At 66.4% G+C, this 26438-nt stretch carries 24 protein-coding genes; 20 read left to right on the top strand and 4 right to left on the bottom strand.

The genetic code is table 11. The features are described from left to right. Positions 1-4: 4 nt before the first annotated feature. The 4 genes from AC5YGJ_RS06270 (at position 5) to AC5YGJ_RS06255 (ending at position 3640) form a co-directional block, all read left to right on the top strand. A complete protein-coding gene (locus AC5YGJ_RS06270) occupies positions 5-496 on the top strand; it encodes a hypothetical protein (RefSeq protein ID WP_107232764.1) in 492 nt (163 codons plus the stop codon). A gap of 131 nt (positions 497-627) precedes the next feature. Further along, the gene (locus AC5YGJ_RS06265) at positions 628-909 is read left to right on the top strand and encodes a YfhL family 4Fe-4S dicluster ferredoxin (protein ID WP_004153175.1); all 282 of its coding nucleotides are present in this window, start codon (positions 628-630) and stop codon (positions 907-909) included. Beyond that, positions 906-2636: a gamma-glutamyltransferase gene (gene ggt / locus AC5YGJ_RS06260; RefSeq protein ID WP_409461222.1), complete on the top strand. Its 1731-nt coding sequence runs from the start codon at positions 906-908 to the stop codon at positions 2634-2636. Before AC5YGJ_RS06265 ends, ggt begins: the two co-directional genes overlap by 4 nt. 116 nt (positions 2637-2752) lie before the next feature. Beyond that, complete coding sequence (locus AC5YGJ_RS06255; protein ID WP_309334056.1) at positions 2753-3640, top strand: MBL fold metallo-hydrolase; 888 nt, start codon at positions 2753-2755, stop codon at positions 3638-3640. 271 nt (positions 3641-3911) lie between these two features. Here AC5YGJ_RS06255 and AC5YGJ_RS06250 read toward each other — a convergent pair whose 3' ends face one another. Continuing rightward, positions 3912-4205, bottom strand: coding sequence for a PsiF family protein (locus AC5YGJ_RS06250; protein ID WP_496186082.1), 294 nt, complete (start codon positions 4203-4205; stop codon positions 3912-3914). A 57-nt stretch (positions 4206-4262) separates the two neighbouring features. Between AC5YGJ_RS06250 and AC5YGJ_RS06245 the strand changes: the two genes are divergently transcribed. Both AC5YGJ_RS06245 and AC5YGJ_RS06240 read left to right on the top strand, forming a co-directional pair. Continuing rightward, positions 4263-4688 carry an ArsR/SmtB family transcription factor gene (locus AC5YGJ_RS06245; RefSeq protein WP_496186081.1) on the top strand — a complete coding sequence of 142 codons (426 nt, stop codon included), beginning with the start codon at positions 4263-4265 and terminating at the stop codon, positions 4686-4688. Continuing rightward, positions 4669-5148: an SRPBCC family protein gene (locus tag AC5YGJ_RS06240; protein WP_496186080.1), complete on the top strand. Its 480-nt coding sequence runs from the start codon at positions 4669-4671 to the stop codon at positions 5146-5148. The genes AC5YGJ_RS06245 and AC5YGJ_RS06240 overlap by 20 nt, the downstream gene beginning before the upstream one ends. A gap of 109 nt (positions 5149-5257) precedes the next feature. Here AC5YGJ_RS06240 and upp read toward each other — a convergent pair whose 3' ends face one another. Next, positions 5258-5890, bottom strand: coding sequence for a uracil phosphoribosyltransferase (gene upp, locus AC5YGJ_RS06235; protein WP_107232758.1), 633 nt, complete (start codon positions 5888-5890; stop codon positions 5258-5260). Positions 5891-6107: 217 nt separating this feature from the next. Here upp and AC5YGJ_RS06230 point away from each other — a divergent pair, with 217 nt between their 5' ends. The 6 genes from AC5YGJ_RS06230 (at position 6108) to AC5YGJ_RS06205 (ending at position 14064) form a co-directional block, all read left to right on the top strand. After that, the gene (locus AC5YGJ_RS06230) at positions 6108-8621 is read left to right on the top strand and encodes a TonB-dependent receptor (protein WP_496186163.1); all 2514 of its coding nucleotides are present in this window, start codon (positions 6108-6110) and stop codon (positions 8619-8621) included. Beyond that, positions 8621-9736 (top strand): phytase, encoded by a 1116-nt coding sequence (locus AC5YGJ_RS06225; protein WP_496186079.1) that lies wholly within the window; start codon positions 8621-8623, stop codon positions 9734-9736. Before AC5YGJ_RS06230 ends, AC5YGJ_RS06225 begins: the two co-directional genes overlap by 1 nt. Further along, positions 9733-11100, top strand: a complete 1368-nt coding sequence (locus AC5YGJ_RS06220; protein WP_496186078.1) for a purple acid phosphatase family protein — start codon at positions 9733-9735, stop codon at positions 11098-11100. The genes AC5YGJ_RS06225 and AC5YGJ_RS06220 overlap by 4 nt, the downstream gene beginning before the upstream one ends. A gap of 10 nt (positions 11101-11110) precedes the next feature. Further along, complete coding sequence (locus tag AC5YGJ_RS06215; protein ID WP_496186077.1) at positions 11111-11725, top strand: inorganic diphosphatase; 615 nt, start codon at positions 11111-11113, stop codon at positions 11723-11725. An 88-nt stretch (positions 11726-11813) separates the two neighbouring features. Next, entirely contained in the window at positions 11814-13229 is a 1416-nt protein-coding gene (locus AC5YGJ_RS06210; RefSeq protein WP_496186162.1) for a cryptochrome/photolyase family protein, read from the top strand. Positions 13230-13368: 139 nt separating this feature from the next. Continuing rightward, a complete protein-coding gene (locus AC5YGJ_RS06205; RefSeq protein ID WP_010484399.1) occupies positions 13369-14064 on the top strand; it encodes a YiaD family glycine zipper/OmpA-like lipoprotein in 696 nt (231 codons plus the stop codon). A gap of 435 nt (positions 14065-14499) precedes the next feature. Here the strand turns inward: AC5YGJ_RS06205 and AC5YGJ_RS06200 are convergent, their stop codons facing one another. Next, entirely contained in the window at positions 14500-15531 is a 1032-nt protein-coding gene (locus AC5YGJ_RS06200) for a LysR family transcriptional regulator (protein WP_005416157.1), read from the bottom strand. A gap of 148 nt (positions 15532-15679) precedes the next feature. Between AC5YGJ_RS06200 and AC5YGJ_RS06195 the strand changes: the two genes are divergently transcribed. From AC5YGJ_RS06195 to AC5YGJ_RS06165, 7 genes are all read left to right on the top strand, one after another. Beyond that, positions 15680-15907 (top strand): hypothetical protein, encoded by a 228-nt coding sequence (locus tag AC5YGJ_RS06195; protein ID WP_496186076.1) that lies wholly within the window; start codon positions 15680-15682, stop codon positions 15905-15907. Next, on the top strand, positions 15904-16674 hold the full coding sequence (locus AC5YGJ_RS06190) for an SDR family NAD(P)-dependent oxidoreductase (protein ID WP_249844320.1): 771 nt from the start codon (positions 15904-15906) through the stop codon (positions 16672-16674). Before AC5YGJ_RS06195 ends, AC5YGJ_RS06190 begins: the two co-directional genes overlap by 4 nt. 91 nt (positions 16675-16765) lie before the next feature. Continuing rightward, positions 16766-17989: an efflux RND transporter periplasmic adaptor subunit gene (locus AC5YGJ_RS06185; protein ID WP_109813848.1), complete on the top strand. Its 1224-nt coding sequence runs from the start codon at positions 16766-16768 to the stop codon at positions 17987-17989. Between the two features lie 127 nt (positions 17990-18116). Then, positions 18117-21287, top strand: coding sequence for an efflux RND transporter permease subunit (locus AC5YGJ_RS06180; protein ID WP_309334027.1), 3171 nt, complete (start codon positions 18117-18119; stop codon positions 21285-21287). Between the two features lie 64 nt (positions 21288-21351). Next, positions 21352-22089 (top strand): SDR family oxidoreductase, encoded by a 738-nt coding sequence (locus tag AC5YGJ_RS06175; protein WP_106549383.1) that lies wholly within the window; start codon positions 21352-21354, stop codon positions 22087-22089. Next, positions 22083-23504, top strand: a complete 1422-nt coding sequence (locus tag AC5YGJ_RS06170) for an efflux transporter outer membrane subunit (RefSeq protein ID WP_496186075.1) — start codon at positions 22083-22085, stop codon at positions 23502-23504. Before AC5YGJ_RS06175 ends, AC5YGJ_RS06170 begins: the two co-directional genes overlap by 7 nt. Positions 23505-23655: 151 nt before the next feature. Continuing rightward, a complete protein-coding gene (locus AC5YGJ_RS06165; RefSeq protein WP_107232747.1) occupies positions 23656-23919 on the top strand; it encodes a hypothetical protein in 264 nt (87 codons plus the stop codon). 17 nt (positions 23920-23936) lie between these two features. On the opposite strand, the gene AC5YGJ_RS06160 is transcribed toward AC5YGJ_RS06165, so the two are convergent. After that, positions 23937-24791, bottom strand: a complete 855-nt coding sequence (locus AC5YGJ_RS06160; protein ID WP_496186074.1) for an endonuclease/exonuclease/phosphatase family protein — start codon at positions 24789-24791, stop codon at positions 23937-23939. Positions 24792-25198: 407 nt separating this feature from the next. Between AC5YGJ_RS06160 and AC5YGJ_RS06155 the strand changes: the two genes are divergently transcribed. Beyond that, a complete protein-coding gene (locus tag AC5YGJ_RS06155; RefSeq protein WP_496186073.1) occupies positions 25199-26422 on the top strand; it encodes a cytochrome P450 in 1224 nt (407 codons plus the stop codon). Positions 26423-26438: the final 16 nt, after the last annotated feature.

Genomic DNA, 26438 nt, shown 5'->3' with positions numbered 1-26438 from the left:
ACCCATGAACACCACCATGCGCGCGATGCTGATCGCTTCGTTGGCCCTGGCCTTCACCGCCTGCAAGAAGGAAGAGGCCGCTCCGGTCGACGAAGCCAAGCAGGCCCTGGTCGCTCCGTCCAAGGACGACGATGCAGGCTGGAAGAAGTACCTGCAGGAAGTGGCGATCCAGAACATGGGCAACATCACCAACAGCCCGTTCCTGTACTACCTCTCGCCGGAATCGGACCCGGACTTCCAGGCCAAGTATGAGCGCCAGACCGAGAGCGCGACCCAGGCCGTGGCCCGTGGCGTGCAGCCGGGCAACATGCTGGCCTTCGGTTCGTCGGCCTCGGGCAAGATGGCTGACATGATCCAGGCCGTGTTCAAGGACGTGTCGCCGGATTCGATGAAGGGCGTGCGCGTCGTCTTCATCGGCCAGTCGGCCGACAACGCCCGCGTGCAGGCTGCCGTGCAGCCGACCGGTGCCGAGTACATTTTCGTCGAAGCCAAGTAAGACCGAGCCATGGCGGCCATGCTCCGGCATGGCCCGGGCGGCGCTCCGCAAGGGCGCCGCTGATGACCTGACCGGCCCGCGCGCCCGCGCTGGCCGGTCCTTGTCCCAAGGCGCGGGCGAGGAGTATCGCCATGTCGCTGAAAATCAACGAGCTCTGCGTCAACTGCGACGTATGCGAGCCGGCCTGCCCGAACCAGGCCATTGCGATGGGTGAAACCATCTACGTGATCGACCCTGCGCGCTGCACCGAATGCGTGGGCCATTTCGACGAACCGCAGTGCGTGGTCGTCTGCCCGGTCGAGTGCATCGATCCGGACCCGGAGATCGTGGAAACCGAAGACCAGCTGCTGGCCAAGCTGCGCCAGCTGCAGCACGATCACCCCGAACTCTACGCGGAGCCCCCATCCGAATGAAGACGCTGATCGTCCGTCCCCTGTTGCTGCTCGGCCTGCTGTTGAGCCCGATGGCCTGGGCCGACAGCCCGGCCCGTGCCGAGCGCCCCGATGGCGCGGCCATTGCCAGCGGCCACGCGCTGGCCACCCAGGCCGGCATCGACATCCTGGCGCAGGGCGGCAACGCCTTCGATGCTGCGGTGGCGGTGTCGTCCACGCTGGCGGTGGTCGAGCCGATCAGCTCCGGCCTGGGCGGCGGCGGCTTCTTCCTGCTGCACGACGCGGCCACCGGCAAGGACGTGATGCTGGATGCGCGCGAGACCGCACCGGCGGCGGCCACGCCGCAGGCCTTCCTCGACAAGCAGGGCAACCTGGACCGCGACCGCTCGGTCAACGGTGCCTGGTCGGCCGGCATTCCGGGCCTGCCCGCAGCGCTGGTCGAACTGTCGGCCAAGCACGGCAAGTTGCCGCTGTCGGCGTCGCTGCAACCGGCGATCCGCATCGCCCGCGAAGGCTTCCCGGTCTACGACCGCATGGCCAAGGGCTATGCCTCGCGCCGCGAAGTGATGGAGCGTTATCCCGGCACGCGTGAGGTCTACCTGCGCAACGGCAAGCCGATCGCTACCGGTGACCTGTTCAAGCAGCCGGAACTGGCACAGACGCTGGAGCGCCTGGCGGCCGGTGGCTTCGATGGTTTCTACAAGGGCCAGACCGGCAAGCTGCTGCTGGCCGGCGTGAAGCAGGCCGGTGGCAAATGGACGGCCGAGGAACTGGCCGGCTACCGGGTGAAGCAGCGCGAGCCGATCGTCTTCAACTACAACGGCTGGAAGATCACCACCGCGCCGCCGCCGTCGTCCGGTGGCATCGCGCTGGCAAGCATGCTGCAGATCCTGGAAGGCTGGGACATCAGGCAGATGGATCCGGCGCACCGTACCCATCTGGTGGTGGAGTCGATGCGTCGCGCCTACCGTGACCGCACCTTCTTCCTCGGCGATCCGGATTTCGTGCAGATCCCGCAGAAGGTACTGACCAGCAAGGACTACGCACAGGGCCTGCGCGCCACCATCCACCCGGAGAAGGCCACGCCCAGCGACCTGCTGTCGGGCAACCCGACGCCGCTGGAAGACGACGAGACCACGCACTTCTCGATCATCGACCGCGACGGCAACCGCGTCGGCGCCACCCAGACCGTCAATCTGCTGTACGGCTCGGGTCTGATTCCCAGGGGCACCGGCGTGCTGCTGAACAACGAAATGGACGACTTCGCATTGAAGCCGGGCACGCCCAATGCGTTCGGCGTGATGGGCTACGCGGCCAATGCACCGAAGCCGGGCAAGCGCATGCTCAGCTCGATGACGCCGACCTTCATGGAGAACGACGACAAGGTGATCGTGCTGGGCACCCCGGGTGGCAGTCGCATCATCACCATGGTGCTGCTGGGCATCCTCGGCTACGACGCCGGCCTGGATGCGCAGCAGGTGGCTGCGTTGCCGCGTTACCACCACCAGTGGTTGCCGGACCTGATCGAAGCCGAGGACGATGCGTTCGACGCGGCCACGGTGAAGCAGCTGCAGGCGATGGGCCACAGGATCGACCTGCCGGGCGACACTGCTGCCGGTGGCCGCGGTTCCAGCCACGTCTGGGGTAACCTGCAGACCGTGGAATGGGACCGCAAGGTGAACCGACTGTTCGGTGGCAGCGACCCGCGCAACCCGGTGGGCAGTGCCCAGGTCGTGCCGGCCCGCTGATGCGGCGGTAGCGCCGGGCCATGCCCGGCGGACGCAAACCTGAGAACCCCGCCACGGCGGGGTTTTCTGTTTCCTTTCTAGCGATTATTTAACGGGGTGCCGCCGATAATTGCCCTATGAAACTATGGTCGATTCGTGGAAACTCGCAGCGCCTGGACGGCGGTGCGATGTTCGGCAACGCACCGCGTGCGCTGTGGGAAAAATGGGCGGCACCGGACGAGCTCAATCGTATCGAGCTGGCCTGTCGTGCGTTGCTTGCCAGTCCGCTGGAAGGCAAGACGGTGCTGTTCGAAACCGGCATCGGTGCATTCTTCGATCCGCGCATGCGCGAGCGCTACGGCGTGCAGGAAAGCCAGCATGTGCTGATCGATTCGCTGCGCGAGGCGGGTTTCGAACATGAGGATATCGATGTGGTGGTGCTCAGCCACCTGCACTTCGACCACGCCGGCGGCCTGCTGGCGGCATGGAGCGAAGGGCGTGAACCGGAACTGCTGTTCCCCAACGCGACTTTCGTGGTCGGCGCGCAGCACTGGCAGCGTGCGCTGCAACCGCACCCGCGCGACCGCGCCAGTTTCATCCCCGAGCTGCCCGGCCTGTTGCAGGCCAGTGGTCGCCTGGAAGTGGTGGAAGGCGAGTATTCAAAGGCACTCGGCCGCAGCGTGCGCTTCAGTTACAGCGACGGCCACACGCCGGGCCTGATGCTGGCTGAGATCGTCGGCCATGCGCATGCGGGCGAGGGCGCGCATGGCGGCGTGGTGTTCTGCGCCGACCTGATCCCGGGCCGCTCATGGGTGCATGTACCGATCACCATGGGCTACGACCGCAACGCCGAACTGCTGATCGACGAGAAGCGGCAGTTCCTTGAGGACAAGCTGGCACGCAACGTGCATCTGTTCTTCACCCACGACCCGCAGGTGGCGCTTGCGCAGCTGGGGCGCGATGACAAGGGTCGATTCGTGACCCTGCATGAGCAGGGTGAACTGAAGGCGCGCGCGCTGGGGTGAGGGGTGTTGTCGGCAGGGCTTGCAGCCCTGCAACCTGCTCGACGGCAACGTCAACGTCAAAAGCGGGCTATCCGTGGGGTGGCGGGGCGGTGTCGGATTGCGGGGACGCCGCAGGTACGTCCCTGTAGGCTTGGCAGCCGCATCCATGCGGCTGACACCCCGCAATCCGACACCGCCCCGCCTCTGACAGATGGCTGCGATCTGTCGGGGTCGGATCCCGTTGCTGCGCAACGGGCTCTGCCCCCATTCGATTGAATTGGGCGAGCGATCGCTACGACGCCTTCAGGCAGCTGCTCATGAAGGTCTTGCGCGCATCACCTGCCAGCTTCCTGGCGCCGGCGTCGGCATTGCACTTGCGCATGCGTTCCTGCGGGGTGGTCGCTGCCTTGCTTTCGGCGGCATGGCCACTGAGGCACGCGCTCTGCGCGGTCTTGTAGGCGTCACCCTTCAAGCCCTTGTTCTTGGCCGAGCAGTCGGCCATGCGCTGCTGCTGCGGGGTGGTGGCATTGGCGGCCAGCGGCAGGCCGACCAGCAGGACGGCGGCCAGCAGGAAAGAGGCTTTCATCGGGAGCTCCAGGGGTGGCGGGTGCGCGGAGCATTCGCTTCCGGCCTGCAAGGCCATGTGAAGAATGCGCCCCGGGCCAAGAGCGCTTGCACCGGTGTTCAGATCGGCGTATTACTTAGCCAAATGGGTAAGTATGATCCTGACATCCAGGCGGTCTTCCAGGCGCTGGCCGACCCGACGCGCTGCGCGATCGTCGCCACGCTGGGGCAGGGGCCGCGCACCGTGTCGATGCTGGCCGAGCCGTTCGAGATGGCCTTGCCCTCGCTGATGAAGCATCTGGCCGTGCTGGAACGCAGTGGCGTGGTGCGCAGCCACAAGCATGGGCGCATACGCACCTGCGAACTGGTGCCGGAACGGTTGGGCCAGGCCGAGCAATGGCTGGCCGCGCAGCGCGCCATGTGGGAAGCACGCGCCGAGCGCATGGTCGAATTTGTCGAAACCCTTCACCGACAGGAGCAGGTCCATGGCCGCAGACGCAGGTAACAACCCCGAGACCGATCTGGTCATCAGCCGCGTACTGAACGCACCGCGTGCCGCGCTGTGGCGGGCGTGGACCGACCCGGAGCTGCTGCGCCAGTGGTGGTGCCCGCAGCCGTGGACCACCGAAGTACGCGCGTTCGACCTGCGCCCGGGCGGGGCCTTCCACACCTTCATGCAGGGCCCCGACGGCGGCAGCAGTGACAACCCGGGCAGCTTCCTGGAGATCGTTCCCAAGCAGCGGCTGGTGTTCACCTCGATGCTGGGCGCGGGCTGGCGGCCGCAGTCACCGTGGCTGGGCTTCACCGCCATCATCACGATGGAGGACGAGGACGCGGGCTGTCGATACACGGCGCGGGTAATGCACCCGGACAAGGCGCTGCGTGACCAGCATGAGCAGTTGGGGTTCTTCGACGGTTGGAACACCGCCATCGACCAGCTCGAAGCATTCGCGGCCGGTCTGTAGTACGGCGCCTGGGGTCAGAGCCCTCTCCTGTGGAGACGGATCCGACCCCGCATCTAGTGGGGTCAGATCCCTTTCGGCACGAAAGGGCTCTGCCCCCTGATTCACCGGCTCAACCAACGCGGGTACCGAAGATTCGGTCGCCGGCATCGCCCAGACCCGGCAGGATGTAGCCCTTCTCGTTGAGCTGGGCGTCGATGGCCGCGGTGTAGATCTCCACGTCCGGGTGCACGGCCTTGACCGCCTCGATGCCCTCCGGCGCGGCCACCAGGAAGATGCCCTTGATGCGGCGGGCGCCGGCGCGCTTGAGCATGTCGATGGTGGCGATCAGGGTGCCGCCGGTGGCCAGCATCGGATCCAGGATCAGCGCGTCGCGCTCTTCCAGGCGGCCGGTCAGGCGCTCGAAGTAGGGCACCGGCTGCAGGGTTTCCTCATCGCGCTGCAGGCCGACCACACTGACGCGCGCGGCCGGGATCAGCGACAGCACGCCGCTGAGCATGCCCAGGCCAGCACGCAGGATCGGCACCACGGTGATCTTGGCACCGGCGATGCGCTGCACGGTGACCGGGCCGGCCCAGCCGGGCAGGGTGTGCGGCTCGGTGTCCAGGTCGGCGGTGGCCTCGTAGGCCAGCAGGGTGCCCAGCTCGTTGGCCAGTTCGCGGAAATCCTTGGTGCTGAGCGCAGCGTTGCGCATCAGGCCGATCTTGTGCTGCACCAGCGGGTGGCGCACTTCGACGATCTTCATGGTCGGGAAGGGGAATCAGGAGAGAGGCCACCATTTTGCCGGATTGCCGGGCCCAACCCCAAACCGGGCGCGCCAGCGTCGTACATGAAATGTGCAGACGCATGTCATGGCCATGCAACCTTGCGGACATACCGTGCAGACCCATTCTTAACAGGAATGGGGATTCCCAGTGCATATCAAGACTCCGTTGGCCGTTGCCATCACCCTGACACTGGCGATGGGGGCCGCGGCACCGCTGCAGGCTGCCGGGCAGCAGGCGGTCGCCGCCACCGGTGCGGTGGCCGCTGATGCGGTCGATCTGGACCGCATCGAAGTGCGCGCCCAGCTCGAATCGCAGATCCGCGCGGTCGACCTCAAGCGCAGCAGTGACGCGATCGAAGACGCGGTGTCCTCCGATGCGCTGGGCCAGTACCCGGACAAGAACGTCGCCGAGTCGCTGCAGCGGCTGCCCGGCATCAGCGTGACCCGCGACCAGGGCGAAGGCCGCTTCGTGGTCATCCGTGGCCTGGATGCCAATCTCAACAGCGTCAGCGTGGACGGCATCGCGGTGGGTACGCCGGAGGACTCCAGCCGCGCCGCACCGCTGGACGTCATCCCGTCCGATTCCACCGAACGCCTGCGCGTGGTGAAGTCGCCGACCCCGGACATGCCCGGCGACGCCATCGGCGGCGCGGTGCTGGTCGAGTCGGCCTCGGCGTTCGACCGCGACGGCCGCAGCCTGCGTGGCAAGATCGAAGGCAGCCACCAGCAGCTGTCCGGAGAGACCAGCCCGAAGGCGGCCTTCAACTACAGCGAAGTGTTCAACGACACCTTCGGCGTGGCGCTGGGCGTGAACTACCAGAAGCGGAAGTTCGAGTCGGACAACACTGAAGTGGAGTACGACGGCGAGGATGACGCCGCACCCGGTGACGTCACCGCGATCAACCTGCAGCACCGCAAGTACGAGATCGAGCGCAAGCGCATCGGCGCCAACCTCAACCTCGACTGGCGCCCGGACGAAGACAGCAGGTACTACCTGCGCACGCTGTACAGCCAGTTCGACGATGCCGAAACCCGCCAGCGCGTGATCTTCAACTTCGACGACGCCAAGATGGTCAACACCGGCACCGACCAGTACCGCCTGGACGGCATGCCGAAGGATTCGATCGACAAGCGCATGCGCTACCGCACCAAGAAGGAGAACACCTTCGCGGCCAGCCTGGGCGGCGAGAACAAGCTGAGCAACGCCGTGGTCGATTACCGGGTCGGCTACACCCGTACCGAAGAGCGCGTCAACGACGAGATGGAGGCGCGCTTCAAGCTCAACGGCAAGGCCTTCAATGGCACGCTGGACCAGCGCAGCCGCCTGCCCAGCTACAGTTTCGACAACCCGCAGTGGCTGGACAACGGCAACTACGCCTTCGACCGTTTCGTGCTTTCGCCCAAGCAGGTCAATGACAAGGAGCACAGCGCGCAGGTCAACGTGCGCTTCGACGGTGACAGCGGCAGCATCAAGATGGGCCTGCTGGGCCGCTGGCGCGACCGCGACGTCAATGTCGACGAGAGCGAGCTGCGCGTCGGCCCGAAGGTTGCGCTGTCGAGCTGGAGCACCTCGTCGCCGGAGTACCGCCACGGCACCCTGGGTGACGGCATGGATTCGGCGGCGATGCGCGCGTTCTGGGCGGCCAATGGCAGCCAGTACAGTGCGCGGCCGCAGGACGTTGGTGGCAATGCGATGACCTCGCTGGAAGAAGACTACACGGCCAGCGAGGACATCTTCGCCAGCTATGTGATGGGCACCTGGGACATCGGCGCGCTGCGCATCATCGGCGGCGTGCGCGTGGAGAACACCCAGTTCAAGGCGACGGGCAACCAGGTCGACGTGGCGGCCAACGGCCGCAGCTTCACCGTCACCCCGCGCGTGGCCAACAGCAGCTACACCAACGTGCTGCCGGGCCTGCACCTGCGCTATGACGCCGCCGACGACTGGGTGCTGCGTGCCTCGGCCAACAAGACCGTGGCGCGCCCCTCGTTCGGCGATATCTCGCCGCGCGTGGGCTACAGCCGCGGTGACGAGGAAGTGCGCCTGGGCAATCCGGAGCTGGATCCGTACGAATCGAAGAACATCGACCTGTCGGTGGAGAAGTACATCGGCAGCAGCGGCATCGTCTCGCTGGGCCTGTTCCACAAGTCGATCGACGGCTACATCGTGGAAACCGTGCGTACCAACGACCCGGCCTACGGTGGTTACGACGTGACCCAGCCGATCAACGGCCGCAAGGCCACCGTGCGCGGTGCGGAATTCAACTGGCAGCAGCAGCTGGCGTTCCTGCCGGCCGGCCTGGACGGGCTGCTGGTCGGTGCCAGTGGCACCTGGCTGGACACCGAGTTCGACGCGGGGATCGAGGATCGTGCCGGTGAGGACTTTACCCTGCCGCGCGCGTCCAAGCACGTCTACAGTGCGCACATCGGCTACGAGAAGTATGGTCTGAGCACGCGGTTGGCGGCGGTGTACCGCAGTGAGTACCTCGATAGTATCGGCAAGGGCCGCGCCTTCGACATCTATGTCGCACCCAATACCCAGCTCGACTTCTCGCTGGACTACAAGTTCACCCCGCGCGTGAGCATGTACTTCGAAGCGCAGAACCTGCTGGACAAGCCGCTTGAGCTGTACCAGGGCACGCGCTCGCGCACCCTGCAGATGGAAGAGTATGGCCGTACCTACGCGCTGGGCCTGAAGGTGGCACTGTGATGGCGCGTCGCATCACCCTGCTGGCTTCCGCACTGGCCGCGACCCTGGTGGCGGGCTGCACGCCGGCCATCGGCAACGATCCGTCCGCGGCCACGCCTGAGGCAAAGGCTGCAGCCGAGCGTGCGGTGACCACCATCGCCGAGGCATTCCTTTCGCCGATGACGCCGGCCGACAACATTGATTCCCCAGCCGCCTGGCGCGCACCCGACGGAAAACTGTGGCTGATCGCCACTGCCAAGGCCACCGACAAGCTGGTGGTCTACGACGGCAGCACTGGCCAGCACCTGCGCGACGTCGGCAGCAGCGGCACCGCGCCTGGGCAGTTCGACCGCCCAAACGGCATTGCGGTGACCGACGACCTGCTGTGGATCGTGGAGCGCGACAATCACCGCGTACAGGTGCTGGGCCTGCCGGACTTCACCCCGCTGGCGACGTTCGCTGCGGACGACCTGCGCAAGCCATACGGGCTGTGGGTCGACCGCCGTGCCGATGGCTACAGCGTCTACGTCACCGATTCCTGGGACAACGGCGAGGATGCACAGGGGCGTGACATCCTGCCGCCGCTGGCCGAGCTGGACAAGCGCGTGCGCCAGTACCATGTGAGCCGCGACGGCGCGAAGGTCGAGGCAACGCTCGTCGCCAGCATCGGTGACACCCGCGAAGCCGGTGCGCTGCGCGTGGTCGAATCGATCTGGGGCGACCCGGACAACGACCGCCTGTTGATCGCGGAAGAGGACGAGCGCTACGCCAGCGAGTTCAAGGTCTACACCTTGGCCGGGCGTTTCACCGGCACCACCTTCGGCCGCGATGTGTTCAAGGCGCAGGCCGAGGGCGTGACCCTGCGCACCTGCGGCAAGGATGGTTGGTGGATCACCACCGAACAGGGCAAGCAGCGCAGCGTGTTCCACCTGTTTGATCGCCACACGTTGAAGCCGGTGGGCGCCTTCCAGGGCAATACTGTGGCCAACACCGATGGCATCTGGATGATGCAGCAGCCGAGCGCGCGCTTCCCGCATGGTGCGCTGTACGCGGTGCATGATGACCAGGGCGTGGTGGCGTTCGATTGGGAGAGCATTGCCAAGCAGCTGGCGCTGCCGCTGGAGTGTGGCGCATGAGCGGGCGTCGCCTGATCGGCACCTTCGCCCTGGGCCTGCTGCTGGCACTGCCGTCGCAGGTGTTCGCTGCCGCCGAGCCAAATACCCAGGTGCCGGTGGGCAGTCGCCACTACGCAGCGACAGCGGTGCCGGACCGTATCGTAGCCTCGCCCGCAGCCGATCCCGGTCACGGTTTCGCCGTGGCCTGGCGCACCGATGGCAGTGTGCAGGCGCCGTTGCTGGAAATCGCCCTGGCCGCTGATTCACCGGCCATCGAGGGCATCCGCCAGATCCGCGCGACGACCCGTGCGTTGCAGACCGAGAACGACTCGTCACACCATCATCGTGCCGACGTCAATGGGCTGCAGCCGGATACCCTGTACGTCTACCGCGTGCAGGGCAACGGCAGCTGGAGTGCCTGGAACCAGCTGCGCACGCTGGCCAGCGCCGAGCAGCCGCTGACCCTGCTGTACTTCGGCGACACCCAGAACAAGAACCTCAGCCATGTCAGCCGCGTGGTGCGCGCCGCGCAGAAGGCGGCGCCGGACGCGCGCGTGAGCTTGTTCGCAGGCGATCTGGTCAGTGGCGGCGACAACATGGACGACAGCGAGTGGGGCGAGTGGTTCGCCGCCACCGGCTGGTTGGCGCAGGAAACGCTGGTGGCGCCGGCGATCGGCAACCACGAATACTTCGAGGAGTTCGAGGACACCCCGCAGGAGCGTCGGGTGCTGGGCCGGCACTGGCCGGTGACGTTCGCGCTGCCGGGCAATGGTGCCGCCGCCGCCCAGCAGACCAGCTACTGGTTCGACGCGCAGGCGGCGCGCGTGGTGGTGCTTGACGGTACTTCGGCACTGGATCTGGGCACGGCCAAGGCGCAGGCGCAGTGGCTGGACAAGGTGCTGACGGCAAACCCGCAGCCGTGGACTCTTGTGCTGCTGCACCAGCCGTTCTATTCGCCCCGCGAGGGGCGCGAGAATGCCGCGCTGCGTGATGTGCTGCTGCCGGTGGTGCGTCGCCACAAGGTGGATCTGGTGCTGCAGGGCCACGATCACACCTACGGACGCCGTGGCGAAGGGCAGGCCGCGACGCCGCAGTACGTGGTGACCGTGGCCGGGCCGAAGCAGTACCGCCTTTCCGATGAAGCGCGCAGCACGATGGATCCGGTGGCCGAGGATACCCAGCTGTTCCAGGTGCTGCGCATCGACCCACAGCGCCTGCGCTACGAAGCGCGTACGGTGACGGGACGCCTGTACGACAGCTTTGAACTGCGCCGCGATGCCCAGGGCAGCAAGCAGCGTACCGAGCTGACCGAAGGACGCATCGCACCACGCGACTGCCCGCGTGCGCAGACCGCCAAGGGTCGCGCTGACCGTTGCTGGGAATGAGGAGATCCGGATGAACGCTGCACGCCGTCTTGTCCCCATGGGTGCCATCGGCGGCGCCCTGCTGCTGCTCGCGACAGCGGTGACCGCCGCGGATGCTGTGCTGCACCCGTTGCTGGTGGCGCAGCCGAAGCAGGCGCCGCAGGAGGTGAATCTGGCCGTGGAGATTCCTGCGGGCAGCTTCACCAAGTACGAGATCAAGGAAGACGGCCTGGTGCATGTGGACCGCTTCCAGTCGATGCCGGTGGCCTATCCGGCCAACTACGGCTCGATGCCGCGGACGTTGGCAGGCGACAACGATCCGCTGGACGCGCTGGTGCTGACCCGCGAGCCGCTGCATCCGGGCGTGATCGTGCGCTTCCGCCCGATCGGCTACCTGAAGATGATCGACGGCGGCGAGCACGATGAGAAGATCATCGGCGTGCCCACCGACAAGGTGGATCCGAGCTACGCCGGCATTCGCGATCTGGACGATCTGCCGGAGATCGAGCGGCAACGCATCGAGGCGTTCTTCCGGGTCTACAAGGACCTGCCGGCCGGGCGCAATCCGGTGCAGCTCAACGGCTGGGGCAACGCCGCCGAGGCGCGCGCGCTGATCAGCGAGGCGATGCAGCGCTTCAAGCAGTAGATCCACGCGATGCGTCGATGTTGCGCCCACGCATCGCCTTCACCGCCGCCGGCTATCATGTGCGCCTTCCACAACGAAGGCGGTGTCTGTGTCGGTAGCGTTGCTATGGTTCCGCCGTGATCTGCGGCTGCAGGACAATCCGGCCCTGCAGGCCGCGTTGGATGCCGGTCACGACGTGGTACCGGTCTACCTGCACGCACCGCATGAGGAAGGCGAGTGGGCACCGGGTGCGGCCTCCGATGCGTGGCGCCACCGTTCGCTGGCGGCGCTGGATGCCGACCTGCGCACGCGTGGCTCTTCGCTGGTGCTGCGCAGCGGTGACAGCCTGCCAACGCTGCAGGCGCTGATCGGGCAGACCGGCGCTGAAGCGGTGTACTGGAACCGCAAGTACGAACCGGCCACGCAGCCACGCGATGCCACCATCAAGCGCACGCTGCAAGAGCAGGGTGTCGATGCGCAGAGCTGCAATGGCAGCCTGCTGTTCGAGCCCTGGGACATTGCCACCCAGCAGGGCCAGCCGTACAAGGTGTTCACCCCGTACTGGCGCAATGTACTCAGCCATTGGCGCCTGCCCGCGCTGCAGGACGCGCCGAATGCACTGGCACCGCACACGGTCGACAGCCTCGCGCTGGACGAGTTGCAGCTTGCGCCGACGCTGGACTGGGACACCGGTTTCTGGGAGCACTGGCAGCCGGGCGAGACCGGGGCGCTGGAAGCGCTGTCCGTGTTCGAGGACGGCGCCCTGCGCGGCTACCGGGAGCAGCGTGACCTGCCGGACCGGGTCGGGACCTCGCGGATGTCGCCGCACCTGCATTTCGGTGAGATTGCGCCGTGGCGCATCGCCCACGCGCTGGAGGGGCTGCGCAGCGCCGGTACCGACGCCGACATTGATGGCTACCTGCGCCAGCTGGGTTGGCGTGACTTCGCCTACCACCTGCTGCACCACTTCCCGAAGACGCCCACCGACAACCTCAACCCGCGCTTCGATCGCTTCCCCTGGGCGGACCCCAGCGCCGCGCAGCTGCGGGACTGGCAGCGCGGCCACACCGGCGTGCCGATCGTCGATGCCGGTCTGCGCGAGCTGTGGCACACCGGTTACATGCACAACCGGGTGCGGATGATCGTCGCCAGCTACCTGTGCAAGCACCTTCGCGCGCACTGGCTGCATGGCGCGCGCTGGTTCTGGGATACCCTGGTCGATGCCGACCTGGCCAACAACACGATGGGCTGGCAGTGGGTGGCGGGAACCGGTGCCGATGCCGCGCCGTACTTCCGTGTGTTCAACCCCGTGACCCAGGCCGAGAAGTTCGATCCGCAGGCGCGCTACATCAGCCGCTGGGTGCCCGAACTGGCCACGCTGCCGGTGAAGGCGCGGTTTGCGCCCTGGCAGCATCCATTGCTGCTGGCAGCGCGTGCGCCGGACTATCCGCGTACGCCACTGGTGGACCTGGCCGCAGGCCGCGATGCCGCGTTGGCGGCCTACCGCCAGTCGGGGGCAGGGTAAAGTGCTGGCTGAGCGAGTCAGTCAGTTAGCTGAACGCGCCCCTGTCGAGGGCGTGGATCATCATTCCGGCATCGCATCGGGCTGTTTATTCTCTTTGCGCCCGCAGGCCGCCGGCCGACCGGAAACCAAGGAGAACCTCATGATCCGTAACACCACCCGCAACGTCGCACTGGCCCTGATGAGTGCGGCCGTCCTGTCGGCCTGCGCCACCGGCGGCTCCTACGTACAGAGTGACCAGTACGGCAACCCGACCGAGCAGCAGAACCGCACCGGCCGCAACGCCCTGATCGGTACCGCCATTGGTGTGGCCGCTGGCCTGCTGACCGGCGACAGCGCCACCGAGCGTCGCCAGCATGCGCTGATCGGTGCCGGTATCGGCGCGCTCAGCGGCGCCGCCGTTGGCCAGTACCAGGATCGCCAGGAACGCGCGCTGCGTGAGCGCACTGCCAACACCGGCATCGATGTGCAGCGCCAGGGCGACAACATCATGCTGAACCTGCCGGACGGCATCACCTTCGACTTCGGCAAGTCGACCCTGAAGCCGCAGTTCTATGGTTCGCTCAACGGCGTGGCGGGCACCCTGCGTGATTACAACCAGACCATGATCGAAGTGGTCGGGCATACCGACAGCATCGGCAGCGACGCGGTCAACAACCGCCTGTCGAAGGAACGTGCCGACTCGGTGGCGCAGTACCTGATCGGCCAGGGCGTGCAGAGCGTGCGCATTGAAACGTTGGGTGCTGGCAAATCCTACCCGATTGCCGACAACAGCACCGATGCCGGCCGCGCCAAGAACCGCCGCGTCGAGATCCGCGTGATTCCGCTCAAGCAGTAACGCGCAGCGTTACAGTTCCGGCGTAGCCGGAACGAAAATGCCGCCCTTGCAGGCGGCATTTTTGTAGGTGCCGAGCTTGCTCGGCACGCCGATAGCGCTCCCGTTCGCGGCTTCTCCCAACGGCGCCGACCAAGGTCGGCATCTACCGGAAGCTGGGCGCACGCGGAACGAAAATGCCGCCCTTGCAGGCGGCATTTTTGTAGGTGCCGAGCTTGCTCGGCACGCCGATAGCGCGCCCGTTCGCGGCTTCTCCCAACAGCGCCGACCAAGGTCGGCATCTACCGGAAGCCGGGCGCACGCGGAACGAAAATGCCGCCCTTGCAGGCGGCATTTTTGTAGGTGCCGAGCGTTGCTCGGAACACCGATAGCGCCCGTAGAGTCGAGCTCGACCCTACGGAATGCCGGCAGATCCACGCCATGCGTGGATGCTTCCGGTCATGCCGCCGAAGCGGCCACCTTCTCCAGGATGCGCTTGCCGCTGCTTTCCAGCGCGGCATCTTCCTGCGCCTTCTGCTGCTGTGCCAGCTTCGCGCCGGGGCACTGCGCCAGCATGTAGTTGGCATCGAAGTTGAGCTTCTCGACCAGGAAGTCGACAAACGCACGCACCTTCGGCGAGACCAGGCGGCCACCGGCGAACACCGCGTTGAAATCCACTTCCGGCCCGGTCCAGCCGGCCAGCACGCGGCGCACCATGCCCGACTCGACGAACGGCTTGGCCATCACGTCACCGGTCAACAGCAGGCCTTCGCCACACACCAGCGCACCGTTCAGCGCAGACATGTCGTTGGCGGTCATCAGCGGGGTGACCGGGAAGTCGCGCAGCTCGCCGCCGTTCTCGCCCAGCTGCCAGGTGAAGCGCGGCGAGTTGCCGGTGTGGTAGGGCTTGCGCATCGCCAGGATGCGGTGGAACTGCAGCTCTTCCGGATGCAGCGGCTCGCCGTAGCGTTCGATGTAGGCCGGGCTGGCGAACACCTGCGTGCGCAGGCTGCCCAGCTTGCGCGCCACCAGGTTGGAATCGGGCAGGGCACCCACACGCAGCGCAAGGTCGGCTTCACCTGCAATCAGATCCAGCTTCTCGTTGCCCATATGCATGTCCAGCCGGATCTCCGGGTACTGCGCGTGGAACTGGCCCAGCAGCGGGGCGATCCAGGTGATGCCGATCGAATAGGGCACGGTGAAGCGCAGCCAGCCACGCGGGCCGGACTGCAGCTGGCTGACCGCGCTCTCGGCTTCTTCCAGCTCGCGGGCGATGCGCTGGCAATGTTCGTGGTAGATCGAACCGGCTTCGGTCAGGCCGAGGCGGCGCGTGGTCCGGTGCAGCAGGCGCGCGCCCAGGCGCGTTTCCAGTTCCTGCACTTTGCGGCTGACCGTAGTCTTGGGCAGGCCGAGCGATTTGGCAGCGGCAATGAAGCTGCCTTGCTCAACCACTTTGACGAAGATCAGCGTCTCGTTGAGATCGTGGGACATGGTCGGGGGATCCTGGACGTCGGGGATGGGACAATCGTGACAGAACGATTGGACCGGGAGCGGGATGATTATTCCCCTTAATCAGGACTAATCAAGTAAAGGTTTGAGGTCTATCGTGGCGCCATTCGTTAATTGGAGCCCGTCCGCCATGAGCCTGCGCAACATTCTTGCCCGACTCCGGAACGTCGGCCAGAACACCCTGGACCTGGCGATGACCGTCGAAGCCCGTCCGAGTTCCTTGGTACACAAGGACTTTCGTGAGTTTACCGCGCCTATGCGTCAGCAGCGTGGCGGTGTCATCCGGCTGATCCCCCATGGGAGTGACCGGCTGCGTCGAATTGGGACTATCCCGGATTTGGGAGGAAATGTCCCGTGAATGGGATGCTGACGCCCGAAGTCCTGGTCCTCGGCGGTACCGGCGCCGTCGGCCAGGGCGTGGTCGGTGCGCTGCTGGAAGCGGGCAGCCCAGTGCTGGTGGTGGGCCGCGATCCGGGCCGGCTGGCCGCGCTGCACGAGCAGTTCGCCGATGAGCCGGGGCTGGAGACGGTGCTGGGTTCGCTCAGCGACGACGGCTCGGCGCGCGCGCTGGCCGAGCGCATCGCGCAGCGCCCGCGCCCGCTGGCAGCGGTGATCGCGGCCATGGGCGGCCCGTATCGCCGCGGCCGCGTGATTGATCGCAATGGCGATGAACTGCTCGGCGCGATGCAGGCCGATCTGATGCCGCACGTGCATGCGGTGCGTCACCTGCTGCCGCTGCTGCAGGACAACGTGCACGCGCGCCGCTACGTGATGATCGGCAGCCCGGCGGCGGTCAAGCCGTGGGCGGGCTACGGCGAAAGCTCGATCACCGCGGCGGCGATGCGCATGTACGCGCAGGTGGTGCACCAGGAGGCACAGGCACTGGGCGTACGCGCGCAGATGCTGGAAGTCTGCAGCCCGGTCTGTACCCCGGCCAATGCCGCCAATGCCTGCATCGAGTGGCCCAGCTCGCTGCTGGTCGGCCGTCGCGTGGTTTCGCTGCTGGATGGTTGCCGTGACAACCGCGCGATCGTGCGCTGTGACAGCAGCGACGCCGAACTGCCACGCGGCCTGCTGCACCTGGAGATTCCTCCCTTGTGGCGCGATACCGCCGGCGTCGCTTGACCTCGACCAAGGTTGAGGTCGCAGTATTCGCCGCCGCTTTTTGCAACACGTTTTCCCATAGCTGTACCACCCCTCCGTACGGATGCATGCCATGACTTCCCCCAATACCACCCCACATCGTTTCGGCCATCGCATCGCGATGGTTGGCGTGTCGATCCTCGCCGCAGCCGTGCTGGCAGCGTGCAGCGGCGGCCATGCCGAAGAAGCCGGTGCGCCGCCGCCGCCGCAGGTCAGCGCCGCGCCGGTGCTGGTCAAGCAGGTCAGCCAGTGGGACGAGTTCAGCGGCCGCGTCGAAGCGGTACAGAGCGTTGAACTGCGTCCGCGCGTGTCCGGCTACATCGACAAGGTCAACTATGTCGAAGGCCAGGAAGTGAAGAAGGGCGAAGTGCTCTTCACCATCGACGCGCGCAGCTACCAGGCCGAGTACGATCGCGCCGCCGCCGAACTGGCCCGCGCCCGCACCCAGGCCACGCTGGCCCGCAGCGAATCCGAGCGTGCCAAGCGGCTGTCCGAGCAGCAGGCGATCTCCACCGAGACCGCCGAGCAGCGTCGCGCCGCCGCCGACCAGTCCGGTGCCGCCGTGCAGGCGGCGCAGGCCGCGCTGGATGCGGCCCGCCTCAACCTGGAGTTCACCAAGGTGCGTGCACCGATCGACGGCCGTGCCGGCCGCGCGATGGTCACCGCCGGCAACCTGGTCACCGCCGGCGACAGCGCCAGCGTGCTGACCACGCTGGTCTCGCTGGATACGGTGTTCGTCTACTTCGATGCCGACGAAAGCACCTTCCTGCGCTATGCCCAGATGGCACGCAAGGGCGAGCGCCCGAGCGAGCGTGACAGCGAACTGCCGGTGAAGGTCGGCCTGTCCGGTGAAGAAGGCTACCCGCATGCGGGCAAGGTCGACTTCCTCGACAACCAGGTCGCCCGCAGCACCGGCACCATCCGCGTCCGCGCGCTGCTGGACAACGCCGACCGCCAGTTCACGCCGGGCCTGTTCGCCCGCGTGCAGCTGCTCGGCAGCGGCCAGTTCCAGGCCCTGCTGATCGACGACAAGGCAGTGCTGACCGACCAGGACCGCAAGTACGTCTACGTGGTCGACAAGGATGGCAAGGCGCAGCGCCGTGACATCCAGCTCGGCCGCACCGCCGACGGACTGCGCATTGTCGAGCACGGCCTGGCCGCCGGTGACAAGGTGATCATCGATGGCGTGCAGAAGGTCTTCATGCCGGGCATGCCGGTGCAGGCCAAGGCGGTGGCGATGCAGCCACAGCCGGCGCCGGCACCGGGCCGCGATGCCACCGCCGCCCTGAAGTACTGATCCGCCGTTTCCTGATCCGAGTTTCCGTTTAGCTGCCGGCGCCAGCGGCAGCCTTCCCTGCCTTCGTCATCTCGGCGAGGGGCAGGGTGGCTGTTGCCCGCCGAACGCCTTTCCCAGGAATTCCTCCATGGACTTTTCCCGTTTCTTCATCGACAGGCCGATCTTCGCGGCGGTGCTGTCGATCGTGATCTTCGCCGCAGGCCTGATCACGATTCCGATCCTGCCGATCAGCGAGTACCCGGAAGTGGTGCCGCCGTCGGTGGTCGTGCGCACGGTGTATCCGGGCGCCAACCCCAAGGTCATCGCCGAGACCGTTGCCACGCCACTTGAAGAGGCCATCAACGGCGTCGAAGGTATGATGTACCTGAAGTCGGTGGCCGGTTCCGATGGCGTGCTGCAGATGACCGTGACCTTCCGCCCGGGCACCGACCCGGACGCGGCGGCGGTGAAGGTGCAGAACCGCGTGGCGCAGGCGCAGGCGCGCCTGCCCGAGGATGTGCGCCGGCAGGGCGTGACCACGCAGAAGCAGTCGCCGACCTTCCTGATGGTGGTGCACCTGACCTCGCCGCAAGGCAAGTACGACACCCTGTACCTGCGCAACTACGCGCGACTGCACGTCAAGGATGCGCTGGCGCGTATCCCCGGCGTCGGTGACGCGCAGATCTTCGGTGGTGGCGACTACGCCATGCGCGCCTGGCTGGACCCGGACAAGGTGGCCTCGCGTGGCTTGACCGCCAGCGACGTGGTGCGCGCCATGCGCGAGCAGAACGTGCAGGTGTCGGCCGGCCAGCTCGGCGCCGAACCGTTGCCGAATAGCCAGTTCCTGACCCTGATCAATGCCCAGGGCCGCCTGAAGACCGAAAAGGAATTCGGCGACATCGTGCTCAAGAGCGGCACCGATGGCGAGATCGTGCGCCTGGCCGACGTGGCCCGCCTGGAACTGGGTGCCGGCGACTACACCCTGCGCTCGCAGCTGGACGGCAAGAACGCGGTGGGTATCGGTGTCTTCCAGTCGCCCGGCGCCAACGCGCTGGAAATCCGCGACCAGGTCATCTCGACGATGGACGAGATGCAGAAGACCATGCCGGCCGATGTGAAGTACGAAGCGGTGTATGACACCACCATCTTCGTGCGCGATTCGATCAAGGCCGTGGTCTCCACGCTGCTGGAAGCCATCGCGCTGGTGGTGCTGGTGGTGATCCTGTTCCTGCAGACCTGGCGTGCTTCGATCATCCCGCTCATCGCGGTGCCGGTGTCGGTGGTGGGTACCTTCGCTGCACTGTACCTGCTGGGCTTCTCGATCAACACGCTGAGCCTGTTCGGACTGGTGCTGGCGATCGGCATCGTGGTCGATGACGCGATCGTGGTGGTGGAGAACGTCGAGCGCAACATCGAAGAAGGCCTGTCGCCCACCGCGGCGGCACACCAGGCCATGCGTGAAGTGTCCGGCCCGATCGTGGCGATCGCGCTGGTGCTGTGTGCCGTGTTCGTGCCGATGGCCTTCCTGTCCGGTGTCACCGGCCAGTTCTACAAGCAGTTCGCGGTCACCATTGCCATTTCCACGGTGATCTCGGCGATCAACTCGCTGACTCTGTCGCCGGCCCTGGCCGCGCGCCTGCTGAAGGCCCATGGCGCCCCGAAGGACGGCCCGAGCCGCCTGATCGACCGCCTGTTCGGCTGGGTGTTCCGTCCGTTCAACCGCTTCTTCAAGTCCAGTTCGGAGAAGTACGAGCGTGGCGTGGCTCGCATCCTTGGCCGTCGCGGCGCGGTGTTCGTGGTCTACGCGATCCTGCTGGTCGGTACCGGTGTGATCTTCAAGCTGGTGCCGCCGGGCTTCATCCCGACCCAGGACAAGCTGTACCTGATTGCCGGTGTGAAGCTGCCGGAAGGCTCGTCGATCGCGCGCACCGATGAGATGCTGCGCAAGGTCGCCAAGATCGCCCAGGAAACCGACGGCGTGGCCCACACCATTTCGTTCCCGGGCCTGAACGCGCTGCAGTTCACCAACACGCCCAATACCGGTGTGGCGTTCATTCCGCTCAAGCCGTTCGCCGAGCGTCATGGCCGTACCGCTGCGCAGATCAATGCCGAGATCAACCAGAAGATCGCCGGGCTGCAGGAAGGCTTCGCGTTCGCGATGATGCCGCCTCCGATCCTCGGCCTGGGCAACGGCAACGGCTACCAGATGTTCATCGAGGACCGCGGCAACCTGGGCTACGGCGCGCTCCAGAACGCCGTGCAGGCAATGCAGGGCACCGTCGCGCAGACCCCGGGCATGGCCTTCCCGATTTCCAGCTACCAGGCCAACGTGCCGCAGCTGGATGCCGAGGTGGACCGCGTGAAGGCGAAGGCACAGGGCGTGCAGCTCACCGAGCTGTTCGACACGCTGCAGACCTACCTGGGTTCGGCCTACGTCAACGACTTCAACCAGTTCGGCCGTACCTGGCAGGTGATCGCGCAGGCCGACGGTCCGTTCCGCGAGACGGTCGAGGACATCGGCAAGCTGCGTACCCGCAACGACCGCGGCGAAATGGTGCCGATCGGTTCGATGGTCACCATCAAGCAGACCTTCGGCCCGGACCCGGTGCTGCGCTTCAACGGCTACCCGGCTGCGGATCTGGCCGGTGAAGCCGACCCGCGCCTGCTGTCCTCGGCCGAAGCGATGAACAAGCTGACCGAGATCGCCGGCAAGGTGCTGCCGGTGGGCATGACCACCGAATGGACCGACCTGAGCTACCAGCAGGCCACCCAGGGCAAGGCCGCCTTCATCGTGTTCCCGGTGGCGATCATGCTGGCCTTCCTGGTGCTGGCTGCGCTGTACGAGAGCTGGTCGCTGCCGCTGGCGGTGATCCTGATCGTGCCGATGACCCTGCTGTCCGCGCTGTTCGGTGTGTGGCTGACCGGTGGCGACAACAACGTGTTCGTGCAGGTCGGTCTGGTGGTGCTGATGGGCCTGGCGTGCAAGAACGCGATCCTGATCGTCGAGTTCGCCAGAGAGCTGGAGATGGGCGGCAAGGGCATCGTCGAAGCCGCGCTGGAAGCCTGCCGCCTGCGTCTGCGCCCGATCGTGATGACCTCCATCGCGTTCATCGCCGGCACCGTGCCGCTGGTGCTGTCGCACGGTGCAGGCGCCGAAGTGCGCTCGGTGACCGGTATCACCGTGTTCGCCGGCATGCTGGGCGTGACCCTGTTCGGCTTGTTCCTCACCCCGGTGTTCTACGTGGCCCTGCGCAAGTTCGTCACCCGCAACGGCGGTGGCCAGCTGGTGCAGCACGGCGAGCCGACCATCCACCACTGACATGGAACCCCGTCGCCGCCGGTCACTGGCCGGCGGCGGCCTCCCCCTCACAAGGCATGAATCCATGAATACCCATCAGAACAAGATCGCGCTGGTCACCGGCGCCACCCGCGGTATCGGTGCCGAGACCGTGCGCCAGCTGGCCCAGGCCGGCGTGCACACGCTGCTGGCCGGCCGCAAGCGCGAGACCGCCGTGGAGCAGGCGCTGAAGCTGCAGGCTGAAGGCCTGCCGGTGGAAGCCATCCAGCTGGACGTGACCGATGCGGCCAGCATCGCCGAAGCGGTCGAGCAGGTGCGCCAGCGCCATGGCCGCCTCGACATCCTGGTCAACAACGCCGGCATCATGATCGAGAACCCGGCGCAGGCGCCGTCGGAACAGTCGCTCGATACCTGGAAGCGCACCTTCGACACCAACGTGTATGCGCTGGTGGCAGTCACCCAGGCCTTCCTGCCGCTGGTCAAGCAGGCCAAGTCCGGCCGCATCGTCAACGTCTCGAGCATGCTCGGCTCGCAGACCCTGCATGCCGACCCGGCCTCGGGCATCTACGATTTCAAGGTCCCGGCCTACAACGCCTCCAAGGCGGCGGTGAACAGCTGGACCCTGAGCCTGGCCTACGAACTGCGCAACACCCCGATCAAGGTCAACACCGTGCATCCCGGTTACGTGAAGACCGACATGAACGGTGGCAACGGCGAGATCGAGATCAGCGAAGGCGCACGTTCCAGCGTGGAAATGGCGCTGATCGGTGAATCCGGCGCCAGCGGCAGCTTCACCTACCTGGGCGAGGTGCTGCCATGGTGATCCGCACGTTGGCGATGGCCGTCTCCAGCCTGGTGCTGGCAGGCTGTGTCAGCGTCGGCCCGAACTACAAGGCGCCGGTGCAGGAACCGGTGGTGCTGCAGGGTGCCCAGCAGCCGGTGTTCAGCACCGCTTCGCCGGTGGCCAGCTGGTGGGCGCAGTTCGATGATCCGGTGCTGGAGCAGCTGGTGCACGGTGCGCTGTCGGACAACCTCGACCTGCGCGTGGCCGTGGCCCGCGTCAGCCAGGCCCGTGCGGTGTTCGTCGAAAGCCGTTTCGACCAGGCCCCGCACGTCACCGCAGGCGGCAGCTACGACCGCCGCAAGCAACCCGATCCGCAGCTGGGTGGGCAGCGGGTGTTCAGTGAAAGCTACCAGCTCGGCTTCGACGCCGGCTGGGAGCTGGATCTGTTCGGCCGCAAGCGCCGTGCTGCCGAAGCCGCGCGCGCCGACCTCGACGCCGAGCAAGCCAATCTGGCCGACGCGCAGGTGCTGGTCGCCGCCGAAGTGGCACGCAACTACTTCGAGCTGCGCGGTACGCAGAAGCGCATCGCCGTGGCCCAGCACACCCTGGTCAACCTGCGCGATACGCAGAAGCTGACCGAGGCACGCTGGCAACTGGGTGCCGGCAGCGAACTGGATGTGCAGAGCAGCCGTGCCCGCTTGAAGGCGATCGAGGCCGACATCCCGCTGCTGGAAGTGGCCGAGACGCAGTCGCGCAACCGCCTGGCCGTGCTGCTGGGCCAGCGCCCGGAAGTGCTGGCCGACATGCTGGCACCGCATGAGGTGCCCGCTTTCGCCAAGGCACTGCCGTTGGGTGATACGCGCGAACTGCTGCGCCAGCGTGCCGACGTGCGTGTGGCCGAGCGTCGCCTGGCCGCTGCCACGGCACGCGTAGGTGTGGCCACCGCCGATCTGTTCCCGCGGCTGTCGCTTTCCGGTTTTGTCGGCTTCCTCGGCGGTGATGCCAGCGGCCTGGTCAACGGCAACAACAAGGCGTGGTCGCTGACGCCGTCGCTGAGCTGGGCGGCATTCGATTTCGGCACCGTGCGCGCACGCCTGCGGGCCAGCAAGGCCGAGGCCGAAGGCGTTGCCGCCCAGTACGAGCAGGCGGTGCTGCTGGCCCTGGAAGACACCGAGAATGCACTGACCCGCTATTCCAAGCAGCAGGCGCGGTTGGGCATTGTGGTCGAACAGGCGCAGGCGGCGCGGCGGGCCGAGTCGCTGGCGCAGATCCGCTACCGCGAGGGTTCGGAAGATTTCCTGACCCTGCTGGATGCGCAGCGCACGCAGTTGGCCGCTGACGATGCGTTGGCGGCGGCCGAAGCCGAAGTCAACGTCAGCGTGGTGGGCGTGTACAAGGCGCTGGGCGGCTGGGGGCAGTCGCCGCAGCCGCCCCGCGTGGCGCAGGCGCAGTAAGCCGGAAGGGGCGATGGCCCAGGCCGTCGCCCCTTCCGTGCCCGACCCGATGCCTCAGGTCGTGGTGCAGTTCACAGTCATGTCGCTTCTGACTCTGCCGTAACGCCGCCGCCCCGTGTAACTAGTGGGGTGGCCCTTGGGAGGAACGGCAATGACAGACGAAAAGCGAGACACCCAGCGCATGTTGTTCGGCGATCCCGGGCTACCCGGCGCCGGGCTGTCGGTGGCGGTCGTGGCGTTGATGGTGCTGGCGACGTTGGCCGCAGCAGTCGGTTTCCTGCGGCTGGTCGATTCGATGCTGGGCCTGGGGCTGATCGGGATCGCGGTGTTCCTGGCCATCGGCGCCCGGATCTGCCAGGCACGCGACCAGCACCAGGCACTGTACCGGCTGTTGTCGCGGCGGGCATCGCTGTAGCCGCCGCGACAGCTGGTTCAACGCTTCGGCCAGTCCAGTTCCACCACCAGCGGGAAGTGGTCCGAAGGCAGCACGCCCTTGATGCGGCGATCATCGGTGAGGAAGCTGCGTGCGTGGAATCCGCGCACCAGTACCCAGTCAAGCTGCACGGTGGGTGTGCCGGTGAAATCATGGAAGGTCAGGCGCGGACCCTGTGGCGCTGCCACCTGGGTTCGCGTGTCCTGCAGCACGCGGGTAAACGCCTTGTAGGTCTCACCTCCCGGTTCGCTGTTGAAGTCGCCGGTCAGTACCACCGGCAGATCGGGCGGCAGCGTCGCCAGACGCGTGGCGATCAGCTCGGCCCCCTTCACCCGGCGGGGCTCGTCCTCGTCGCGGTAGGGCAGGTGGGTATTCATGAAGTAGAAGCGGCGACCGTCGTCAAGGCGACGGAACACCGCCCAGGTGACCATGCGCGGATACAGGTTGCCCCAGGTGATGCTGCCGGCAACCTCGGGTGTATCGGACAGCCAGAAATTGCCTGACGATTCCACGCTCAGGCGCGTGCTGTCGTAGAACACGCCCATGTGTTCATCGCCATTGCCGCCGCGGCGACCTTCGCCGAACCAGCGATAGCCCGGCAGATGCTGGACAAGGTAGTCGGCCTGTTCCTGCACCAGTTCCTGGGTACCGATCACTGCAGGATGGGCATCGAGAATGACCTTGACCATCGCATCGCGGCGGTCCGGCCAGCGCTTGCCCGGCTCGGTATCGGCCGGCGTGCGGACGTTGAACGACATCACCTTCAGCGGCGCCGCGGCTGCGGCCCAGCTGACGGCAGGTAGAGCAATGGCCAGCAACGCGACCAGTGCCGGGCAACGGAAACGCGACAACATCGTGGAATCCCTCCATTCCATGAAAACGGTTTCATGCAGCATCGCACGAATCGAGCGGGGCCGGATGTGCCTGCGCTGGCGGTAACGGCAGCGATGCCTCCTGCGTATTCAGGCCGTTCTTCATCGTGCCTTGACCCGGGCGCGCGCGGCTGCGTGCTAGAACGGCGGTGCCCAGGCCTTCGCCCGGGCAGTTGCAACCGTCAACCCATGATGGAACCACAAGGAGCTGTGCCATGACACGACTGATTCGTGCGTTGCAGGTGTCACTGAACCTGCGTTCGGACAATTCGACGCAGTGCATCCGTTCCAGGTATCGCTATTGGAATCTGTTCTGAGCAGCAGGACGCGACGTATTCGATGACATCGCCAGGGAGGGCCGATGCCCTCCCTGGCGTCAGGAGCTGGGCATGGATGAGCGTGCAGCGGATGCGGAGGTGATGTCCATCGACGACCTGCTTGAGCGGGTACGTCGTGAAGGGCCGGTGCTGCGGTTCCAGAATGATGTGGTGGGTATTTTCGATCCGGCGCTGGCGGTCAGGATCGACAAGGCCAACACCGACCGGCATACGGTGCCCGACTCGTTGATCGATTTTCTGGGCCTGCGTGGCAAGCAGGACCCGGTGGCGTGGCGCGAGGTACGCATACTGTTGAGCGAGCAGGCTGGGCGCCTGGCCGCGCCCGCGCAGATGCGCGCGCTGTATGAACGCATGCATGCGTTTCTTCTGCAGCGTGCGGCGCGTCCGCAGGATCTGGGTGGGTTGAGCTGGTGGGCGATATCGCAGTCGTTGTTGCCGCTGTTGATCGACGGGCTGAGTCGTGCCGATGTGGCAGCGCTCATCGGCGAGCAGAAGACCCGCTACAACGCCATCGTGCTGCAGAACTTCTCGTGGTGGCGCCGGATCATCGATTTCCATCTCTCCCGCCGTGCCGCACGCACCGTCTCGCGGCACATCCGGCGCCGGGCGCGCGAGCCGCAGCCGCGCGAGGATTTCCTGCACTCCCTGCTGCCCCTGGTGCCACGGGTGGGGGTGGATCGGGTCGCCTACCTGGTATCGATGGTGCTGGCCGGCATGTCGGGCCTGCCGGGCATCACTGCGGCCAGTCTGCTGTACGCCATGCATCGTTTCCCGCAGTGGCACGCCCGCATCCGCGAGGAAACCTCGGCGCTCAGCCTGGATGAACTGTACGCGCTGCCGATCAGATCGCTGCCGTGCACCTCGCGCTTCGTCAAGGAAACGCTCAGGCTCTGGCCGGGTCTGTTCGCCCTGCATCGTCCGGCGTCGCATGACATCGATATCGAGGGCGTCTGCATCCGCAAGGGCGGTGCGTACGAGTTGTCGTCCTACTTCCAGCATCACTCCCCCGACTTCTGGGAGGCGCCGGACAGCTTCGACCCGGACCGCTGGTTGCCGGAGCGTCGCCAGTCCAACAAGGGCGCCTATGTCCCGTTCGGATTCTCCTCCCGCGCCTGCATCGGAAGCGCGGTCGGGCACGCCCAGCTGCTGCTGTTCTGCGCGCTGGTCACGCGTGATTTCGAGTTGCAGGTGCAGGCACAGCCCACGCCGTGGATGCAGCTGGAAGGCTTTGCGTATCCGGTCGATTTCGTCGGCCGGTTGATCCCGCGCGGCTGAGCCGCGCCCACCGCGT

Source organism: Stenotrophomonas sp. CS3K5 (assembly GCF_059515225.1).
Note: the sequence above shows the minus strand (reverse complement) of the source record. Positions and strands in the feature narration are given on the sequence as shown.

Excerpts from the sequence above, each read along its gene's own strand:
- AC5YGJ_RS06225 (WP_496186079.1), top strand. The coding sequence starts at position 8,621 with ATGGCGCGTCGCATCACCCTGCTGGCTTCCGCACTGGCCGCGACCCTG.
- AC5YGJ_RS06240 (WP_496186080.1), top strand. The coding sequence starts at position 4,669 with ATGGCCGCAGACGCAGGTAACAACCCCGAGACCGATCTGGTCATCAGC.
- upp (WP_107232758.1), bottom strand. The coding sequence starts at position 5,890 with ATGAAGATCGTCGAAGTGCGCCACCCGCTGGTGCAGCACAAGATCGGC.
- AC5YGJ_RS06270 (WP_107232764.1), top strand. The coding sequence starts at position 5 with ATGAACACCACCATGCGCGCGATGCTGATCGCTTCGTTGGCCCTGGCC.
- AC5YGJ_RS06160 (WP_496186074.1), bottom strand. The coding sequence starts at position 24,791 with ATGTTGTCGCGTTTCCGTTGCCCGGCACTGGTCGCGTTGCTGGCCATT.
- AC5YGJ_RS06220 (WP_496186078.1), top strand. The coding sequence starts at position 9,733 with ATGAGCGGGCGTCGCCTGATCGGCACCTTCGCCCTGGGCCTGCTGCTG.
- AC5YGJ_RS06255 (WP_309334056.1), top strand. The coding sequence starts at position 2,753 with ATGAAACTATGGTCGATTCGTGGAAACTCGCAGCGCCTGGACGGCGGT.
- AC5YGJ_RS06165 (WP_107232747.1), top strand. The coding sequence starts at position 23,656 with ATGACAGACGAAAAGCGAGACACCCAGCGCATGTTGTTCGGCGATCCC.
- AC5YGJ_RS06215 (WP_496186077.1), top strand. The coding sequence starts at position 11,111 with ATGAACGCTGCACGCCGTCTTGTCCCCATGGGTGCCATCGGCGGCGCC.
- AC5YGJ_RS06175 (WP_106549383.1), top strand. The coding sequence starts at position 21,352 with ATGAATACCCATCAGAACAAGATCGCGCTGGTCACCGGCGCCACCCGC.
- AC5YGJ_RS06205 (WP_010484399.1), top strand. The coding sequence starts at position 13,369 with ATGATCCGTAACACCACCCGCAACGTCGCACTGGCCCTGATGAGTGCG.
- AC5YGJ_RS06180 (WP_309334027.1), top strand. The coding sequence starts at position 18,117 with ATGGACTTTTCCCGTTTCTTCATCGACAGGCCGATCTTCGCGGCGGTG.
- ggt (WP_409461222.1), top strand. The coding sequence starts at position 906 with ATGAAGACGCTGATCGTCCGTCCCCTGTTGCTGCTCGGCCTGCTGTTG.
- AC5YGJ_RS06155 (WP_496186073.1), top strand. The coding sequence starts at position 25,199 with ATGGATGAGCGTGCAGCGGATGCGGAGGTGATGTCCATCGACGACCTG.
- AC5YGJ_RS06195 (WP_496186076.1), top strand. The coding sequence starts at position 15,680 with ATGAGCCTGCGCAACATTCTTGCCCGACTCCGGAACGTCGGCCAGAAC.
- AC5YGJ_RS06230 (WP_496186163.1), top strand. The coding sequence starts at position 6,108 with ATGGGGGCCGCGGCACCGCTGCAGGCTGCCGGGCAGCAGGCGGTCGCC.
- AC5YGJ_RS06265 (WP_004153175.1), top strand. The coding sequence starts at position 628 with ATGTCGCTGAAAATCAACGAGCTCTGCGTCAACTGCGACGTATGCGAG.
- AC5YGJ_RS06250 (WP_496186082.1), bottom strand. The coding sequence starts at position 4,205 with ATGAAAGCCTCTTTCCTGCTGGCCGCCGTCCTGCTGGTCGGCCTGCCG.
- AC5YGJ_RS06185 (WP_109813848.1), top strand. The coding sequence starts at position 16,766 with ATGACTTCCCCCAATACCACCCCACATCGTTTCGGCCATCGCATCGCG.
- AC5YGJ_RS06170 (WP_496186075.1), top strand. The coding sequence starts at position 22,083 with ATGGTGATCCGCACGTTGGCGATGGCCGTCTCCAGCCTGGTGCTGGCA.
- AC5YGJ_RS06200 (WP_005416157.1), bottom strand. The coding sequence starts at position 15,531 with ATGTCCCACGATCTCAACGAGACGCTGATCTTCGTCAAAGTGGTTGAG.